The 17705-nt window shown below is 59.7% G+C and carries 17 protein-coding genes, 1 tRNA gene, 1 other RNA gene and 1 pseudogene; 9 read left to right on the forward strand and 11 right to left on the reverse strand.

The genetic code is table 11. The annotated features are described in order from the left end of the window. Window position 1 precedes the first annotated feature (1 nt). The 3 genes from hisS to prmA form a co-directional block, all read right to left on the reverse strand. A complete protein-coding gene (gene hisS, locus NW804_RS09065) occupies window positions 2-1261 on the reverse strand; it encodes a histidine--tRNA ligase (protein WP_414410460.1) in 1260 nt (419 codons plus the stop codon). A 97-nt stretch (window positions 1262-1358) separates the two neighbouring features. Next, window positions 1359-2111: a 16S rRNA (uracil(1498)-N(3))-methyltransferase gene (locus tag NW804_RS09070; RefSeq protein WP_414423373.1), complete on the reverse strand. Its 753-nt coding sequence runs from the start codon at window positions 2109-2111 to the stop codon at window positions 1359-1361. Continuing rightward, entirely contained in the window at window positions 2081-2968 is an 888-nt protein-coding gene (prmA, locus tag NW804_RS09075; RefSeq protein WP_414410518.1) for a 50S ribosomal protein L11 methyltransferase, read from the reverse strand. Before prmA ends, NW804_RS09070 begins: the two co-directional genes overlap by 31 nt. 291 nt (window positions 2969-3259) lie before the next feature. On the opposite strand from prmA, the gene NW804_RS09080 reads away from it, so the two are divergent. Next, on the forward strand, window positions 3260-4087 hold the full coding sequence (locus NW804_RS09080) for a hypothetical protein (protein ID WP_414410462.1): 828 nt from the start codon (window positions 3260-3262) through the stop codon (window positions 4085-4087). On the opposite strand, the gene NW804_RS09085 is transcribed toward NW804_RS09080, so the two are convergent. Then, window positions 4084-4833: a phycocyanobilin:ferredoxin oxidoreductase gene (locus NW804_RS09085; RefSeq protein ID WP_414411206.1), complete on the reverse strand. Its 750-nt coding sequence runs from the start codon at window positions 4831-4833 to the stop codon at window positions 4084-4086. The two genes, NW804_RS09080 and NW804_RS09085, sit on opposite strands and share 4 nt — an antisense overlap. Next, window positions 4833-4919: transfer RNA gene (locus tag NW804_RS09090), tRNA-Ser, on the reverse strand. The genes NW804_RS09085 and NW804_RS09090 overlap by 1 nt, the downstream gene beginning before the upstream one ends. A 102-nt stretch (window positions 4920-5021) precedes the next feature. On the opposite strand from NW804_RS09090, the gene panB reads away from it, so the two are divergent. Next, window positions 5022-5840, forward strand: a complete 819-nt coding sequence (panB, locus tag NW804_RS09095; RefSeq protein WP_414393617.1) for a 3-methyl-2-oxobutanoate hydroxymethyltransferase — start codon at window positions 5022-5024, stop codon at window positions 5838-5840. Window positions 5841-5878: 38 nt separating this feature from the next. Continuing rightward, complete coding sequence (locus tag NW804_RS09100) at window positions 5879-6139, forward strand: hypothetical protein (protein WP_414423374.1); 261 nt, start codon at window positions 5879-5881, stop codon at window positions 6137-6139. A 90-nt stretch (window positions 6140-6229) separates the two neighbouring features. On the opposite strand, the gene NW804_RS09105 is transcribed toward NW804_RS09100, so the two are convergent. Further along, on the reverse strand, window positions 6230-7096 hold the full coding sequence (locus NW804_RS09105) for an acyl-CoA desaturase (RefSeq protein WP_414393620.1): 867 nt from the start codon (window positions 7094-7096) through the stop codon (window positions 6230-6232). Between the two features lie 283 nt (window positions 7097-7379). On the opposite strand from NW804_RS09105, the gene NW804_RS09110 reads away from it, so the two are divergent. Then, window positions 7380-8048 carry a TetR/AcrR family transcriptional regulator gene (locus NW804_RS09110; RefSeq protein ID WP_414410466.1) on the forward strand — a complete coding sequence of 223 codons (669 nt, stop codon included), beginning with the start codon at window positions 7380-7382 and terminating at the stop codon, window positions 8046-8048. Between the two features lie 9 nt (window positions 8049-8057). On the opposite strand, the gene rnpB is transcribed toward NW804_RS09110, so the two are convergent. Both rnpB and lipA read right to left on the reverse strand, forming a co-directional pair. Continuing rightward, window positions 8058-8506: RNase P RNA component class A (rnpB, locus tag NW804_RS09115), an RNA gene on the reverse strand. 29 nt (window positions 8507-8535) lie between these two features. Then, window positions 8536-9453, reverse strand: coding sequence for a lipoyl synthase (gene lipA / locus NW804_RS09120; protein WP_414393624.1), 918 nt, complete (start codon window positions 9451-9453; stop codon window positions 8536-8538). Between the two features lie 300 nt (window positions 9454-9753). On the opposite strand from lipA, the gene tkt reads away from it, so the two are divergent. From tkt to NW804_RS09140, 4 genes are all read left to right on the forward strand, one after another. After that, window positions 9754-11754: a transketolase gene (gene tkt / locus NW804_RS09125; RefSeq protein ID WP_414420015.1), complete on the forward strand. Its 2001-nt coding sequence runs from the start codon at window positions 9754-9756 to the stop codon at window positions 11752-11754. 39 nt (window positions 11755-11793) lie between these two features. Then, entirely contained in the window at window positions 11794-12279 is a 486-nt protein-coding gene (locus tag NW804_RS09130) for a hypothetical protein (protein ID WP_414423375.1), read from the forward strand. 166 nt (window positions 12280-12445) lie between these two features. Next, window positions 12446-12853 (forward strand): hypothetical protein, encoded by a 408-nt coding sequence (locus NW804_RS09135; protein WP_414423376.1) that lies wholly within the window; start codon window positions 12446-12448, stop codon window positions 12851-12853. Between the two features lie 44 nt (window positions 12854-12897). Continuing rightward, window positions 12898-13479, forward strand: coding sequence for a hypothetical protein (locus NW804_RS09140; RefSeq protein ID WP_414423377.1), 582 nt, complete (start codon window positions 12898-12900; stop codon window positions 13477-13479). 60 nt (window positions 13480-13539) lie between these two features. On the opposite strand, the gene NW804_RS09145 is transcribed toward NW804_RS09140, so the two are convergent. Beyond that, a complete protein-coding gene (locus tag NW804_RS09145; RefSeq protein WP_414410472.1) occupies window positions 13540-13794 on the reverse strand; it encodes a hypothetical protein in 255 nt (84 codons plus the stop codon). Between the two features lie 108 nt (window positions 13795-13902). Here NW804_RS09145 and NW804_RS09150 point away from each other — a divergent pair. Then, a pseudogene (locus tag NW804_RS09150) lies at window positions 13903-15396 on the forward strand (DNA gyrase/topoisomerase IV subunit A); the annotation flags it as partial. Window positions 15397-15442: 46 nt separating this feature from the next. Here the strand turns inward: NW804_RS09150 and NW804_RS09155 are convergent. Both NW804_RS09155 and NW804_RS09160 read right to left on the reverse strand, forming a co-directional pair. Further along, window positions 15443-16006 carry a hypothetical protein gene (locus NW804_RS09155; protein WP_414423378.1) on the reverse strand — a complete coding sequence of 188 codons (564 nt, stop codon included), beginning with the start codon at window positions 16004-16006 and terminating at the stop codon, window positions 15443-15445. A gap of 107 nt (window positions 16007-16113) precedes the next feature. Beyond that, window positions 16114-17244 (reverse strand): peptidylprolyl isomerase, encoded by a 1131-nt coding sequence (locus NW804_RS09160; RefSeq protein ID WP_414423379.1) that lies wholly within the window; start codon window positions 17242-17244, stop codon window positions 16114-16116. Between the last annotated feature and the right edge of the window lie 461 nt (window positions 17245-17705).

Genomic DNA, 17705 nt, shown 5'->3' on the forward strand with positions numbered 1-17705 from the left:
GTCACCTCTGGGAGAGCAAATACTTCACCAGCTCAGCTTGCAGGAGGGTTTGCTGCTGTCCTGTGGGCAAGTGCTTCAGCTGCACCTCGCCGGCCACCGCTTCCGCATCTCCCAGGACCACAGCCCAAGTGGCGCCGCTGCGGCTAGCCCGCTTGAACTGCTTGCTAAAGGGGCTGCCGCTGAGATCCAGCTCGGTGCAAAAACCAGCTTGGCGCAGGGCCTGGGCAACCTGAAGGGATTGGGCCTCTGCCTTGGCTCCGCGGGAGATCACGTAGACGTCCAGCGGCCTGGCCACCCCCTCTAGCTGCTTCTTTTGCAGCAGCAACACCAGCCGCTCCATGCCGATGGCCCAGCCTACGGCCGGGGTCGGCGGTCCGCCCAGCTCTTCCACTAGGCCGTCGTAGCGGCCGCCCCCGCAGACGGTGCTCTGGGATCCCAATTTCGGCGAGACGATCTCGAAAGCAGTGTGGGTGTAGTAGTCCAAGCCGCGCACTAGGTAGGGATCCAGCTCATAGGGAATGTCTAGGGCTTTGAGATGAGCTTGCACTTGCTCGAAGAAGGCGCGTGAGTCAGCGCTAAGGTAATCGGGCAGCTTGGGCGCTTTCTCAACAATGGCGCGGGTGTGGGGATCCTTGCTGTCGAGGATGCGCAGGGGGTTGCGGCCAAGACGCTCCTGGGAGTCCGGATCCAGCTCTTCCTTCAAGGGGGTGAGGTAGTCCACCAGGGCTTGGCGATAGGCCAGCCGGTCCTGCGGATCCCCAAGGGAGTTGAGCCGCAGAGTGAGATTTTCCGCCCCCACCGCCCGCAGCAGATCCCAGGCCAGAGCGATAACCTCGGCATCGGCGCGGGGATCGCGGCTGCCCAGGAGCTCCACCCCCAACTGATGGAACTGGCGTTGTCGCCCCGCTTGGGGACGCTCGTAGCGAAACATCGGCCCACAGTACCAGAGGCGCTGCACATCGCCCGCCATCTGCAGCCCGTGTTGGATGTAGGCCCGCACCACACCAGCAGTGTTCTCAGGACGCAAGCTCACCTCCTGCTCACCGCGGGTGCTAAAGGAGAACATCTCCTTGCCCACCACGTCGGTGGCACTGCCGATGCTGCGAGCAAAAAGCTCCGTCAGCTCCAAAATGGGGGTGCGGATCTCCTGGTAGTTAGCCCGCCCCAAGATCTCGCGGGCACTGGCCTCCACCTGCTGCCACAGCCTTACCTCCTGAGGCAGGATGTCGCGGGTACCCCGCACCGCGTGGATTTTCCCCATGTCTGTTCCTCTCACCCAGAGCCCCGCCCTGGGAAGCAAGGGTTCGTGTCAATGCCATAATATCGCCCTGCTGGCGGGGGGCAGAGCTAGCCTCGGCTCAAGGGCTCAAGCTAGCGTAGAAAGCGGCAACTTGGCTGGCAGCGGCCACCGCCGCGGTGGTGGATCGCAGGATCGTAGGGCCCAAAGAAACAGGCACTCCGCCGTGGGCTTCCGCTTGGCGGCGCTCCGTCTCTGTCCAGCCACCTTCTGGGCCAATAGCCAGCGCCACGACGGCACCCCTTAGAGGCGGCAGGACTTGCAGCAGCGGGGGGGCGTTTTGGCGGGCAACCGCTATGCCCCACCAGTTGGCCTTGAGCTCAGCCAGCCAGCGGCTCCAGGAAGTAGGCAGGTCAATTTGAGGCCAGTGCAGCCGCTCACACTGTTCTGTTGCCTCCCGCACAATTTTTTGCCAGCGTTCCTGCCGCCCCGATCCCGGCTCCACCACGGTGCGCTCCGTCAGCAGAGGGGTAATGCGCGCTACCCCCAGCTCGGTAACCTGGCGAAACACCTCGTCAAATCCCGGCCCCTTGACCACTGCTAAGCCCAGATGCAGGTAAACGGGCAATTCCCGCGGCGGGGCCTCTACCTCAGCCACAATTTGGCATTTCTGGGGCTGCCAATGGGCCAGCCACAGCTTGCCGGAGCCGTCCAAAACCAAAAAGGGATCCCCCCCCCGAAGGCGGTGCACCCGCTGCAGGTAGTGCCGCTGCGGGCTGGTTAAATAGATCCCACCGGTGGGATCCCGCTGGGCCGGGTCGATAGCTAGGCGGGGCAGGGAACTTAGAGAGCGCGTGCGTTCAGACAGCACCACTCCCCCCGTCGCCAAAGGGCTGCAACCAACCACTCGTTGGCCTCCAACATCTCCGTAACCAACCTGGCCTGCTCGAGGAGAATGCCGCTGAGGATAAGCCAGCCCCCTTTCTTCACCACTAGGCCAAACCCCGGGATCATATCCAGGATCACGTCGGTCAGAATGTTGCACACCAGTCCATCCACCATCTCCGGAATGCGTTCCAGACTGCCCTGAGCCACCTCGATCCGGTCTGTAAGGCCATTGAGGTCGCGATTGTGGAGTGCTGCCTGCACCGCCAGCGGGTCAACATCCACAGCATAAACCCGCTTGGCCCCTAAGAGGGCTGCCGCCACCGACAGAATGCCCGAACCGCAGCCCACATCGGCTACCGTCACCCCCTCTGTACCCGCTCCTAGGCGCATCTCCAGGGCTTCCAGGCAAAGCTGGGTGGTCGGATGGGTGCCTGTGCCAAAGGCCATGCCCGGATCCAGCCGCAGCAGGAGACGGCCAGGGTGAGGGGGTGGATCCAGCCAGGCTGGACAGATGAGCAGCCTCTCTCCCACTGGCTCAGGCCGCCAGTGTTGCTTCCAACTGTTGCTCCAATCCTCTGCTTCCATTCGTTCCCAGTGCAGCTTGGGAAGGGGCTGGCCGGCCACGAGGGCATCTTGCCGCAGGCGCAGCGCCAGAGCCGCCAAGTCCAAAAGAGTGGCGCGGAAGCAGGGCAAATAGGCGTGAATGCTAATTTGGTCTTCGCCATAAGCCTGGCTGGCCATGCCCTGACAGCCAAAGCTCTCCAGCCGCCAGAAGATCTGGTCTTCCTGCACAGGGGAGGCGAGGATGTGGAGATCCCACCAGGCTCCACCCGGATCCGGCACCTGGGCAGAGGAACGCGAGGAGGGATCGGCAACAGTCCTGCTCACGGCGGGAGTTCTTGAACGGGAAAACAAAAAGGCTGCCAAAGGGATGCCGTTGGCTTGGCCAAACCAGTTCTTGTTCTAATTTAGGATCACCCGCTGCCCTGCAGCTCCCCCTGCTGGGGGGTTTTTGATGCCCTCCTTGATCCCGTGAGATAGAGTTTAATTGGACGCGCGCTTTGCCTCCCCTTAAAGCTCCGTGCGGGTGAGTGGAGTCGGGTTGTGCTTTGTCGAGCGGAAGGGGTGAGAGAGATGGCAGCTGAGCAGTCAGCAGAACAAGACACTCCACCCTCCCTCGAGATGGCTAGGGAAAGTGGGGCTGAGGCTCCCCCCTTGCCCAGGGTCGGCCCTGCCAAGAACTCGATCCCGCTGACCCGAACCGCTCTGATGCGGCGCTTCAACGAGAGTTTTCCACCTTTTTACAGCCAGTTTGTTAGCAGTGAGATCCAGGTGCAAAACTTGCGTCTGGCCTATGCCCTTTATCAAACCCGTAGGGCAGTGGTGCAGATGCAGGACGAGCGGGGCAAGACGGTGGTTTGTCTAGCCTATCGCAACCGGCCTTCTCTGCTCAGCGACCTATTTGGGGTGCTGACTGCCTTCAATCTTTCGCTGCACGGCATCCATCTCTACGGGCAGATCTACTCGCCCCACTTGGTATTTATCCGCCTCACGGTCTCCCGTGATGGCCACAGCCTTTCCTCTCAAGCCAAGCTCAACCTAGAGCGAGCCATTCACGAGTGTCTGGCCGGGGTGTTTCCTGTTCACGAAACCCTGGCGCTGGAGTTCGATCTCAAAGCCAGCCTGAAAGACGTACAGGTTTCTTTTTACTTTGACCCAGTGTTTCACCTGCCCACGCTGTTGGTGGATGTAGACAACCAACTGGGCGTGTTTTACCGGGTGATGAGGGCCCTGGCGCAGGAGGATTTAACCGTTGTTAACCTCAATTTGATGTTTCGCCGCAACCGAGCGCGCTTTATTTTCTACTTGCTAGGTCCCGACTCAACTCTAACCATGCCGGAATTCCTGAGGCAAAAATTGGCCCTGAACATCCAGCAGCGGCTGCAGGGGGATCCCGTCTAGATCTGCACAGGATTGGGAGGCGAATCGAAAAGGACGGTGCTCAGGTAACGCTCAGCCCAGGCGGCGCCAAAGGCTTTTTCCAAAACACGGCGGGTGCGGTCGTTCTGCTGTTGTTGGCTGCAGTAGCGCTGCTGCCCTTGGTAGTGGAGCAGGATCTGCTGGGGATCCGTCTGCGGGGAGATCTGTTGCGCCAGGTGGCAGTGAATCTCCAGGTAACGGCAAGCAAAGTGCAAAAAGCGCTCGGCCTCTGCTGCATCGCTAGGACGTATGAATAGGCAGTAGGGGGAAAAAATCGTGCCCCAAGGTGGCAACTGGCGCCGGTGTTGGAAAGGGGCTAAATGAGCTCCTACAGCTTCCAGCTCCCGGATGTAGGGATCCGGCAAAGTGGGAGTGACCGGTGAGAGATCGACGATGGCGGCGCTCACCTGGCCGCGACCAGCCACAATGTCACAGCCAAACAGGGGCAGCGGGTACTGCGGCTGTGGAAACATAACACAGTGGAGGATATCCAGGCTTTGGCCAGCCTGGGCCAGCTCTAGGTGCAGCTTGCGGAAGGGCCCCCCCTGGTAGCAGCGGTTTTCAATCTGCAGTTTCTCGCCCTCTAAGCGGCCCTCTACGTAGCCCAGATCCTCTGGCAGGTCGTAAGGGGCCAGGGCAAAGTGGGATCCCCATAGCTCTAAAATCGCCTCCGAGAGGCGCTGGATGAGGGGATGCAGTTGAGCCTGTAACGCAGGAGCCGTGAACACGGAAGGGGTGGGATTCGAACCCACGGTGACCTTGCGGCCACAACGCTTTTCGAGAGCGCCACAATCAACCACTCTGTCACCCTTCCAGTTTGCATAGCGCTTTACTATCTTAGCGGCAAACGGGCTATCCTGACCGGATCCTCGCCCCCAGAATGCGGAGGATGCGACTCGATGAGATCATAGGAAGTATGGCTGCCCTCTCCATTCACCACTTCCGCCAGGCTAAGCAGACCGGTCAACCGCTGGTGGCCCTCACAGCTGCCGACTACGTCACAGCCCAGATTTTGGATCAGGCTGGGATTGACCTAATCCTGGTGGGCGATAGCCTGGCTATGACCAGCCTGGGCCATAGCAGCACCCTGCCCTTGACCCTGGAGCAGATGATCCACCATGCCCAGGCGGTGCGCCGCGGCGTAGAACGGGCCTTTTTGGTGGCCGACTTGCCTTTCTTGAGCTACCAAGTCTGCAAAGAACAGGCCCTCTTCTCGGCAGGACGGCTGATGAAGGAGGCGGGGGTAAATGGAGTGAAGCTGGAAGGGGGCTACCCGGCCATGGTTGAGACGGTGGCCTTTCTGGTGCAGCGAGGGATCCCCGTTCTAGGCCACATCGGCCTCACGCCCCAGGCCAAACACCAGCTGGGGGGCTACCGCCAGCAAGGGAAAACGCCGGAAGAGGCGGAGCGGCTGCGCCAGGAAGCTTTAAACCTAGAGCAAGCCGGGGCTTTTGCTCTAGTTCTAGAACACATGCCGGCGGACTTAGCTGCCCAAATTACCCAGCAACTCCGGATTCCAACCTTGGGAATTGGGGCTGGCCCAGGCTGTGATGGCCAGATCCTCGTCACCCATGACCTCCTAGGCCTAAGCGAGCGGATCCCACCTTTTGCTAAGGCCTACGCCAACTTAAGACAGGTAATCCGGGAAGCAGTGGAAGCTTTTGCTGAGGATGTTCGCCAGAAAGTATTTCCCCCCTCTTATCCCTGTGGCCAGACTGTGTTATCCAACAAATAAGGAAGCAGAGCTAAGCAAAGACCCCGTAAGGTAACCCTGTGATTCCGGCTGGACTGAAACGCTACGCCGTTCGCTACCCTTCTATGCCCCTGATGGTTTATCGGGAGCTAGCTGCCCACTTGGCTTGTGTTCCCGGGGTAGAAACACAGCTGGAATGGAAAAAAGATCCTAGCTTTAACTACTCCGCTAGCCAAATTGAGGCGCTGCACATTTACCAAGGGCCAGAGGCTGACATAGAGCAAATTCAGCGTATTCTTGACCACTATGGGCCATGGCAGTATAGCCCTCTAGAGGACTAGTTCCCTCTGCTTGCCGAATAGGGATCCCAGAAAAGGATCCCTGGCCTATTTTTAGCTGGGAAAGTTCTGGGGCAGGAGTGCCTCGGAGGGTTACTGGCTTTGAGCTGGTAGGTGCAACTTACGGGCCAAGCCTAGCTGCGCCAGCACCCAAATGACCCAGTAGGTCATGTCAATTTCCCACCAACGCAAGCCTGCTTTTACACACTTTGGATCAGCGTGGTGGTTATTATGCCAGCCTTCGCCGTAGGTCAAAAGGGCAGCCCACCAAAGGTTGCGGGCATTGTCGTTGCTCTCGAAAGTTCGATAGCCCCAAAAGTGACTGGCCGAATTGATCAGCCAGGTGCAGTGCAGCAGCAGCACCGTCCGTACAAAAATGCCGTAGATAACGAACGACCAACCTCCCCACAGATAGAGCACGGCAGCTAGCGGCAGTTGCAGCAGCAACCCATATTTGTCCAGCCAGCGGTAAAAGGGATCCCGAGCCAAGTCGGGCGCAAAGGCAAAATACTTCTCAGGGTTGAAAAATTCTTCTCGCTGGTAGATTAGCCAAAGCATGTGGCTCCACCAAAAGCCTTTGCGGGCCGAGTAGGGATCCTTTTCCTCATCCTCAGTAAATGCGTGATGCTGGCGATGGCCACCTACCCAAAAGATTGGCCCTCCTTGAAGAGCCAGAGTACCGAGCGTAGCAAAGACGTATTCCAGCCACTTAGGCACTTGAAAGCTGCGATGGCTGAGAAGGCGGTGATACCCTAGGCAAATCCCCAAGCTGCCAAAACACCAGTGGAAAAATAGGGCCACTCCCAAAGCAGGCCAAGAGAAGAAAAGAATGCCGCCCACCAAAGCAATGGCGTGGAGAACCAGGAAAAAAAGAGCAAATTCCCAAGCAAAGCGGAAAGACTTTTGGGATGCGGAGCCGTCGGAGTTGCCCAAGGACTTGGGGGAAAGAGAGATTGCCATGAACTAGCTAAACCTCAAGGTAGATGAAGTAAAGTGGCGCAGAGTCCAATCGCTCCCTGCACGGTTGCCGCCCCCAGCACTAGGAAACGCAGTGTGCCTTCCCCACCCTTGCCAGGGCAAGTTTTAGCAAGGCAAGCGGACAGCAGCAAGAGGGCAACAGAGCAGACGATGTCATCTGGCCTGAGGTTAAGCTTAACGATATTTCACCCCAAGTGCAAGCGATACTTGCAGATTGCTTCTCGTCTTCAGGATCTTCTCTTGGCTCCTTACCCCATCCCCTACCATGGCACGTCCTTCTTCCCGGCAAAGGCTGCTAAAGGCAGCTCGAGAGCTATTCGTCCGACAGGGCATTGCCCAGACTACCACCCGCCAAATTGCAGACTTGGCGGGGGTTCACGAAGTAACCCTGTTTCGCCACTTTGGCAGCAAGCAGGGACTCCTCCTAGCCGTATTCGGTGAGCTGGGAGTTTTCTCCGGCATTGCCGACTTACCCCTGCCGGCGGCTCCTGCCACCTTCCAGAGCTCTGAGCTGCAAGCCATTCTCCTGCGCTATGTCCAAACCTGCTTCCAGGCTCTAGCCAATAACCCTGAGCTGGTGCGCTCATTGGTGGGAGAAGCAGGCTTCTACTCCGAGGAGCATCGCCGCGCCTTGAGAGCAGGCTTCCTGCAGGCCCAAGAGCAGCTAGCCGGCTACCTGCAGCAGATCCCCAGCCCCGAACTCCAGGCAATTGACCCGGAGCGCCTTCACGCAGCTGCTGGGGTTCTCCACCTGATGATTCTGGGGACAGCTGTGTTGGCCGTTACCGCTGGCTTGCCTGCCGACGACGGTAACCAGCCCTCCTCTAATCCAGGGGACAAAGGCACTTCTGAAAATGACATCAGCGCCGCCTCTCTTCTCGATATCTGTGTAAAGCTGTGGATGGCGGCCTTGAGGGGGATGAAGGAAACCTAAAAAAAGAGAAGAGATGAGGAGGTTGTAAGCCGGGTTCTGTAGTGGGGTACTCCGAAGAGCAGCCCCCACTGGCGGCCATCTCTCTGGGAGTGATGTTGCCATCACCCTCTAGCGGCTCACCACCACCGAGACCACCCTTCCCCAACCACTTGGCTGAGTACCGTGACCTCGGTGCAGCCGACAGGGGCGAAGAACAGCCATAGTCCTGCGGCTGCGGCCTTGCTTTCCACCGGGGTTTACCGAGCCAGCGCCTCACGACGCTGCTGGTGGGCTCTTACCCCACCTTTGCACCCTTACCTGTGCTGGACTCCCAGCCATCGGCGGTATGTTTCTGTGGCACTATCCTCGCGGTTTCCCGCACTGGGCTTTCCCCAGCGGTGTGTTCTTCTGAAAGCCCGGACTTTCCTCATCCTGCTGTCTAGTGGCGACAGCGAGGACGCGGCCGCCTGCCCCTCCTATCTCTTCATTTCAATCCTACCGCATCCCCCTAGCGTAGAAAATCCCTCCCTGGGCCTACAGTTCCTTGTCGGGGAAAGCGCTGCATCAGCTCTTGGACAGCCTCGGCATGGTAGGAGCTGCGGGTAAGCGGGGAGGACACCACCTGCAAAAAGCCCAGCTCTTCCCCCACCCGTCGCCAGTGGTCAAACTCCTCTGGGGGCACGTAGCGCTCCACGGGCAGGTGCTTGGGGCTGGGCGCCAGGTATTGGCCAAGAGTGAGGATGTCGCAGCCTACCCGCCGTAGATCCTGCATCACCTGCAAAATCTCTGCCGCAGTTTCTCCTAGCCCCAGCATTACTCCCGACTTGGTGTAAAGGCCAGGATCCCACTGCCGCGCCAATTCTAGCAGCTTAAGGGAGCGCTCGTAGTTCCCCTGGGGGCGCACCCGCCGGTAGAGGCGGGGCACGGTTTCGGTGTTGTGGTTAAGCACCGTGGGGCGGGCAGCGAGAATCTGCTCCAAGGCCTGCCAGTTGCCGCACAAGTCCGGGATCAAGACCTCGATGGTTGTCTGGGGCATGCGGCGGCGGATTTCGGTAATGCAGGCAACAAACTGGCTGGCTCCCCCATCGGGGAGATCGTCCCGGTTGACGGAGGTAATCACGGCATGACGCAACCCCAGCCGTTGCACAGCCTCTGCCACTCGCAGCGGCTCGGTGGGATCCAAAGGCAAAGGGCGCTTGGTGAAGTCGATATCGCAGTAGGGGCAGGCGCGGGTGCAGGCTGGGCCCATGATTAAGAAGGTGGCGGTGCCGTTGGCAAAGCACTCTCCTAGGTTGGGACAAGAGGCCTCTTCGCAGACGGTGTTCAGACCTAAGTCCCGCAGCAGTTGTTTGACGGATCCCACCCGCTGAGGTGCCTTGGCCCGCAGCCAGGCTGGTTTGCCACTAGGGGAAGCAACGGCACTCAAAGAAAACCCTCCAACTAGCCGCCAACGGCAACTCGTGTATCTCTTAGCTTATCCGCCTTGAGGGCAGGGCGAAAGCCCGCAAGCACTTTGATTACCAACTTGTACTAGACTAGGGTTGGCCGATACGAAGCCAAGGGCTTTGTCCCGCTAACGCGGTTGCCAAGGCGGTGCAGCTTGCTGAGGGGGCCAAAGCGGGGGCAGGTAGCGCCTTTGCAAACCTTTTCATAGGTATTCCCTGCTTTGGTTGGCGGGAGTACCAAGGCATACTGGAAAGCGAGTGTCGAGCGATAGGGATCCCACATGGTTGTTGCTGCTCCTCCCTCTCTGGAACAACTTGCCATCAACACCATTCGTTTTTTGGCGGTGGATGCTGTTCAGAAGGCCAACTCCGGCCACCCTGGCCTGCCGATGGGGGCAGCACCCATGGCCTATGTGCTTTGGCAGCAGTTTCTGAAGTTCAACCCCCGCAACCCCAAGTGGGTGGATCGGGATCGCTTTGTCCTCTCGGCAGGCCACGGCTGCATGCTGCTGTATGCTCTGCTACATCTGACCGGCTTTGACGTCAGTCTTGAAGATCTCAAGCAGTTTCGCCAGTGGGGATCCAAAACCCCCGGCCACCCGGAAAACTTTGAAACCCCCGGCGTGGAGGTGACCACGGGTCCTCTAGGGCAGGGGGTGGCCAATGCAGTAGGGCTGGCCATTGCTGAAGCTCACCTTGCGGCCCGCTTTAACAAGCCTGGCCACACGATTGTTGACCACTACACCTACGTGATCCTGGGCGACGGCTGCAACATGGAGGGGGTGGCCTCGGAAGCGGCCTCTTTAGCTGGCCACCTCAAACTGGGCAAGCTGATCATGCTCTACGACAGCAACCACATCTCCATCGATGGCAGAACGGAAATTACCTTTACCGAAGATGTGGGCAAACGCTACGAGGCCTACGGCTGGCATGTGCAAAAAGTGGAGGACGGCAACCACGACCTGAAAGGGATCGCCGACGCTATCCAGAAAGCCAAAGAAGTTACCGACAAGCCTTCCCTGATCATTGTCGAGACCACCATTGGCTACGGCTCCCCCAACAAAGCTGGCACTGAGAGCGTCCACGGAGCACCGCTGGGGCCAGAGGAGGTGAAGCTCACCAAGCAAAACCTGGGCTGGCCGCTGGAGCCTGAGTTTTACATTCCCGACGAAGTGCTGGCCCACTTCCGCCAGGCCATTGAAAGAGGGGCCAGGGCCGAGGCCGAGTGGAACGAGCGCTTTGCCGCCTACGAGAAGGCCTACCCAGAAGAGGCTGCTGAGTTTAAACGGATCATGGCGGGCGAGCTGCCTGTGGGCTGGAAAGAAGCCCTAGCGCCAATTGCCGAAATCGGCAGGGAGTCCACCCGCAATCTCTCGGGTCTTTGCCTTAACGCCTTGGCCAAGGCGGTACCTGAGCTGCTGGGCGGATCTGCCGATCTGGCCCACTCCAACATGACTTACTTGAAGGGGATCCCAGAATTTCAGGCCGGCTCCTACCACGGGCGCAACTTCCGCTTTGGAGTCCGGGAACACGCTATGGGAGCTATCGCCAACGGCATGGCCCTGCACGGCGGCCTTATCCCCTACGACGCCACCTTCTTGGTTTTCAGCGACTACATGCGGCCGGCCATTCGCCTGTCAGCCCTCTCGCGGGCGCGGGTGCTCCATGTGATGACCCACGACTCCATTGCCCTGGGAGAGGACGGCCCCACCCACCAGCCCATCGAGACGCTGGCCTCCCTGCGGGCTATCCCCAACCTCTACGTCATTCGCCCTGCTGATGCTCGCGAGACGGTAGGAGCCTACCAAGTAGCCCTCGAGTCCAAGTCCACCCCCTCGGTGCTGGTGTTTACCCGGCAGGCGGTCAATCCCGTGGAAGGTACCTCTGTGGAGGGAGTGGCCAAGGGAGCCTACGTGGTGGTGGATGCCCCCAACCCGGAGCTAATCTTGATCGCCACCGGCTCAGAGCTGGAGCTGGCGGTGAAGGCTGCTGCCCAACTGAAGCAGGAAGGCCGGGCGGTGCGCGTGGTCTCCATGCCCTGCATGGAGCTGTTTGAGGCCCAGCCTCAGAGTTACCGGGACTCTGTCTTACCCCCCAGCGTTACTAAGCGCATCTCCATCGAGGCGGGCTCCACCTTTGGCTGGCACAAGTACCTGGGTTTTGAGGGGGTAGCCATTGGCATTGACCGCTTCGGCGCTTCTGCCCCTGGCCCCGTGTGTATGGAGAAGTTTGGCTTCACGGTGGAGAATGTGCTCAATACTGCCCGTCGTCTCCTAGGCTAACCCTTGATACGCCCAGCAGGGATCCCTAGCCTGTAGCGTATGAGCACCTCAAAGCTAGGCAAAAGCAAGGGTGGGAGGGTAGCAGCTCTACTGGCTGGCGGGATCAGTGGAATGCTGCTCCAGGGATCCCCCTGGGTTGCCGCTCAGCCTGCCCTCCAAACGGTGCCGCTGCCGCGCCTGCCAGTGGGTGTGGATCAAGCGGTCTTTGACCGGCCAGTGGCTCGCTTCAACCCCACCCCACCTGTTGAGGTGGTAGTCCGCAACCGCACTGGCCTGCCTTTGGAGTACGGCTTTACCGATCCGCGCCAGGGTATCTCGGAACTGCAGCCGGGAGAAACGCTGCGCTTGAGCAACCTGACCCTCCCCAACTGCCTGGCCATCAACACGCCCATGTTGGGGCCGGTGGGCTACCAGGTGAGTGTGGATCCCGCGAATGTAATCACCGTGGAGGTGCGCCTAGTCAACGACGTTTCGGGCGATCACTGCCTAGACCTGCAAGAGACAGGCGCCATCTTCGTCAATTGATGTTGGTGGGAATCCCTGCATCTCCAGAGAGCAAAGCCCCCCAGAGGCTCAAGTGTATTGACAGAGGTTGCCAGCTGGAACAGGATGCAGAGAGGAGGCTGGGATCCAGCTTCTGGCTAGGCAGGGGTAAAGCTGCCCCAACTCAACTTTTCCTTTGGACGGTCTCATGAGCAATCAGTGGTGTCCCCGGTTTCGCAGGGTTCTGGTGGCTGGCGCGGCGATTGTGGGGTTGGCAAGCTTGCCAGCAAAGGCCCAGCAAGTTACGGATCCCAGCCCGGCTCAGGCGGCCACCGATGTTGAGCCTACCTCTCCAATCTCGGCTTCTTTTCGCAGCCAAAATGGGGTCAGCGTACGCCCGGAAACGGTGAGGGTTTTCCTGAATGGCAGAGAGGTTACCTCGGAAGCAGTGATCACGCGCGATTTCTTTACCTACCGTCCCCCTCAGCCCCTGCCGTCAGGGCGTCACGAAGCCTTGCTGGAGTTCACCAACACCCAGGGAGTGACCCGCCGCGTCACCTGGAGCTTTACGGTGGGCAGCCCTGTCCGTGCCTCCATTGATCCTCCATTGATCTAATTGATCACAACGCCGGCCATCGCCCCCTGTCAGCAGGCGAGATCTTGCGGGTAACCGTTAAAGGCACTCCCTCTAGCCGAGTAACCGTTTACCTCGTTCAGGATGGACGGCAGGTGCAAACTCTACAGGCCCGGGAAGTTTCCAGCGGCACTTACGTGGTCAACGTCCTCGTTGAACCGAAAGATGCTACCCGCGAAGGGATCGTCATTGCGCGTTTGGAAAACAACGGCCAGGTGCGCTTTATGACTGCAGAACAGCCAGCTCGCTGGATCGAGGGGGCTGGCGGCGGTATCCAGCGTCTTGCCGCCCAAGAAGTTTCCGCAACTACCACTGTCCCCAGCTTAGTGCCCCAGATTACTAACTTGCGGGACGGGGATCGGGTTGCCGGCTCTTCCTTTACGCTGCAAGGCACCACAGCTCCCAATGCTTCGGTGCGGGTAACAGTAACGGCCTCAACTTCACTGGAGGGCATTCTCAGCGCTCAGCAGACGGTGATGAACCAAACTGTCCAGGCCGATGGGCAGGGCCGTTTTACCATCACCGTCCGACCCCCATTCCGGCCGCCGGCACGGTGTATCAGGTCAACCTCACGGCTACTTCTGGCAGCCAAACTAGCCCGACAGTAACCCTGCGCCTTACCCAGCGGTAGCGATCCGGCCTATCGTTTGTCTCCACTAGGGGGAAGGTCAGTCCAGGTCTTCAAACCCTGCCGTTGGTGGCGAGCCCTGAAGGTCTTGGGTAAGGGTTGGGGAGAGGGAAGAGCGCTGTTGCCAGCGCCACAGAAGGGCGGCCATAACCACAGCAGGGGAAGCAATCATGGTGACCATTACCGGCAGAGTCTTCGGCAAGGCCAGGTAGGGGCCACCGTATTTGATGGCGGCGCTAATAGCAGCAGCAGCTACCATCAATTTCAGGGCCGACCCAAGGGTCTTGGGCTGCATAGCTCTGCCACTCCCTTGCCATCTGGACGCCAGCTCTCACAGCCTAGGCTAGCATTCCCTGCAGGGCACTTTCTGGAGACGAAACAGCGCTAGAGGCTCCGCTGGGTCATGACTCGGCAACTACCGGGATCCCGTCCAGGGCGGGTGATTGCAACCGATTTGCGGGAGGAGATGCAGCGCTCCTACCTGGAATACGCCATGAGCGTGATCGTGGGGCGGGCCTTGCCAGATGTGCGGGATGGCCTCAAGCCAGTCCATCGCCGTATCCTCTACGCCATGCACGAGCTGGGCCTGACGCCGGATCGCCCCTACCGCAAATGCGCTCGGGTGGTGGGGGAGGTGCTGGGGAAATACCACCCGCACGGGGATCAGGCAGTTTATGACGCGCTGGTGCGCATGGCCCAAGACTTTTCCAGCCGCTATCCCCTGGTGGCGGGACACGGCAACTTCGGTTCGGTGGACAACGACCCGCCGGCAGCCATGCGCTACACAGAGTGCCGACTGTCGACCCTGAGCCACAGAGTGCTTCTGGAGCAGCTCTCGGAAGAGGTCGTCGATTTTGCCCCCAATTTCGACGGATCCCACATCGAGCCGACCGTTTTGCCAGCCCGCCTGCCCATCTTGCTCCTCAATGGCGCTTCCGGGATCGCCGTAGGCATGGCCACCAGTATTCCGCCCCACAACTTGGGAGAAGTGGTGGACGGCCTGCTGGCTCTGATTGACCGTCCCAACCTCAGCGCCGAGGAGCTGTTGCGCTGGATCCCGGGGCCGGACTTTCCCACCGGCGGCCAGATTGTCGACAGCCAAGGGATCCGCGAAGCCTATCTCAGCGGGCGTGGCTCCATCACCCTGCGGGGAGTGGCCCACTTTGAGGAGGCTCAGCCGGGCAAAGGACGCTACCGGCGGCCCGCCCTGGTCATCACCGAGTTTCCCTACCAGGTGAACAAAGCCGCCTGGATTGAGAAAGTGGCAGAGCTGGTTGCCCAGGGTCGTCTCAGCGGCATTGCCGACTTGCGGGATGAGTCGGATCGCAAGGGCATTCGCGTGGTAGTGGAGCTTAAGCGAGAGGCCAATCCCCAGGAGGTTTTGCAGCAGCTCTATGAGCTGACCCCTTTGCAGAGCAACTTCGGGGTAATCCTGCTGGCCTTGGTGGATGGCAAGCCGCAGCAGCTTAACCTGAAGCAAATCTTGCAGCATTTTTTACAGTTTCGCGAAGCCACCCTCAACCGCCTGTTCCGCGCCGAACTGCAGCAGCTACAGCGCAAGGTAGAAGAAGTGGCGGGGATGGTGCTGGCCCTGGCCAATCTGCAGGGGGTGATCAACCTGCTGCAGCAAGCATCCGATGGCGCCACCGCCAAAGCCCAACTGCAGGCCCGCTTGGGTTGTACCCCTCAGCAGGCGGAGACCATCTTAGCCATGCCTCTGCGCCGCCTGACGGCCTTGGAACGGGAACGGTTGCAGCAAGAGCAGTCCCAGTTACAGGCCCGCATTGAAGAATTGCAGGGGCTACTCAGCGACCGCCGCAAGCTCTTGAACTACTTAAAGAAAGAGCTGCGCCACCTGAAGAAAACCTTCGGCGATCCCCGGCGAACCCAGATTCTCTAGTGGTTGCCAGAGGAAAGGGTGATCTAGCCAGTGCAGAAGGGCGCTAGGCCAAAGAGGTTTTGTCGGCGGCGGGATCGACCTCTGGCGCTTCAGGATGGCGGACAGATTTGGGAAGGGAGCCACCTGACTGGAGAACTAAGCAGCGCACGGTCTGGTGCAGTTCCTCCAGCAAGATGTTGAGGGCAGAGCGAAAGTCGCGGTGGTCGTCCCGCATGTGTTCCAGAATGGCGCGGATGACTTCCTTACAATCCTTGAGAATGTGCTGCTGCTGGGCAATGATCTGCACCAGCTCACTGTGTTCTTTGAGCAGATCCCGCAGGCAGGTGCGCAGATCGTCTACCTGGCTTTGCCAGAAGGCCTGTCCCTCCCGCAGCTCCATGACGCTAGCGCGCAGGTCAACGATGGCGTCGCGCAGAGCTTGGCTTTGGCGGCACTCGGCCTCCAGTTGGCGCTGCAGCTTCTCTTGCTGTTGGCGCAACTCGGCATTGGCCTGCAAGTTGGCTTCAGCGGCTCTAAGCAGTTGCTCAAGGCGGGCCTCGACAAGAGCCCAGCGCTCCTGCCCTAGCGAGGATTGACCCCGACGGACTTGCCTGCTGAAGTACCTCACAGTCGCTTCCCCCTGTCTCCTAGGCAAGGGCATCCTGCAAGCTGGGGCTTGCCAGCCCTACCGATCATACTGCCTCTTGGGGATTCCCCTCGCTTGCGGAAACGGCTTTAGGCATTTTTGAGGTTTTCTTTGCCCGAGATGATGCGGGCGCTTAGAATGCGATCCCCCAGCTTAATTTTGCGCAGCACCTCGGTGCCTTCAGTAACATACCCAAACACAGCGTAGCGGCCATCCATGAGGTTGAGGCCGGCGGGGGTGAGATCCGGCTCGGCCATGAAGATGAAGAACTGAGAAGAGGCGCTGTTGGGATCCTCTAGATAGCGAGCCATAGCCACTGTTCCCTCGGCAGAAAAAGGCAAAGCCGGCTCCACATCCCAGAGGCCCAGTTGCTCAAAAGTCTGGCCGTAGCGGGGCATTAATTCACCTTTGGCGCGAATCTCCAGAGGAATGGTGCGAACTTTGCCCGTGGCCGGATCCACATAGCCGTCGGCAGGGCCAGGGGGATCCCCGGCTTGCACAAGGAAGAATTTCTCCACTCGATCAAAGGTCAGGCCATCGTAGAAGCCCCGCTGCACCAAGTCAGCGAAGTTGCCGGCAGTGATTGGAGCACTATAGCCATCGAGGGTGATCACCATACGCCCAGCGGTGGTGTTCAGCTCCACTTCTGCTCGGCCCAGGAGCTGGGGCCTGTCGGCATACTCCTGCGGGATCTCGTAGGGGAAAGCCCCCACCCACTTGCTCTCCAGGGATCCCAGTTTGTCCACCAGACGGTCGTAGGCGGCGCGAGCCTCTTCTTTGCCCTTGGGTTTGCGCTCCGTGGCCTGGTTGATGGTTTGCAACTCCTGCCGCAGAGCGGCAATTTCTTCAGAGGCGGCAGCAGCTTGCTCAGGGGGCAACTCCGCCAGCAGGGGATCCGTATAGCGGTCCAGAAGCCGCTCCACCTGGCGCACATCCCCCCGCACGGCTGACCAGCGGTTGTACTTCAGGTCCGCCTCGATTTTGGTGATGGCTTCATCGATTTCCCAAATCCGACTGTCCTGGATGGGCAGGGCCCGCCGCAAGAGAGTACGCGGATCGGTAATGGCATCCCCTTGGGGCAGCGCCAGCGCCGGGATCCCACCCAGCCAAACCGCCCAAAGCAATACAGCGGCCAAAACCAGCCGGAGCGATTTCCTCCCCCCCTCCCACCGCTCGGCCCTGCTGCCAACTGGGGATCCCTGCTGAGCACGCTGTGTCATGTCTTCACCCATTGCCAATGCTGCTTTTGCTCTCAGCCTGGCATTCTACCCTCGCCGGCGGCAAGCGCTGCGTGGTCAGAGCCCTTGCCTCGTAGCGGCAGCGGCGGAAGTAGGCTCAGCTGACTCTAGCTCGACCAGCCGCTTGGATCCTAATAGGGGGGCTGAAGTCTGTCTTGTGCGAAGGCGGCTCCGACTTTGCCAATGATGGAGAGCTTGATCTCCGGCTGATTGTCAAATGAGGCCAGCGCTTTCTTCCATGGCCTATAGTGCATAACAGCTTGTCAATTCAGGTGTAGGCTCTAGAGGAAGGGATCCCGTCATTGGACAAGAGGACGGCTAGAGCATGGCGGCAAAGCAACTGAAGTTCTACTGGAGCCCTCAATTCCAGCTCTTTAGCTGCGACGGCGCCAAACTAGAGGGACATGGCTTTATTCAAACCAACCCTTCCCACGACCTGGTGC

This window comes from Synechococcus sp. WC10meta (assembly GCF_047461475.1).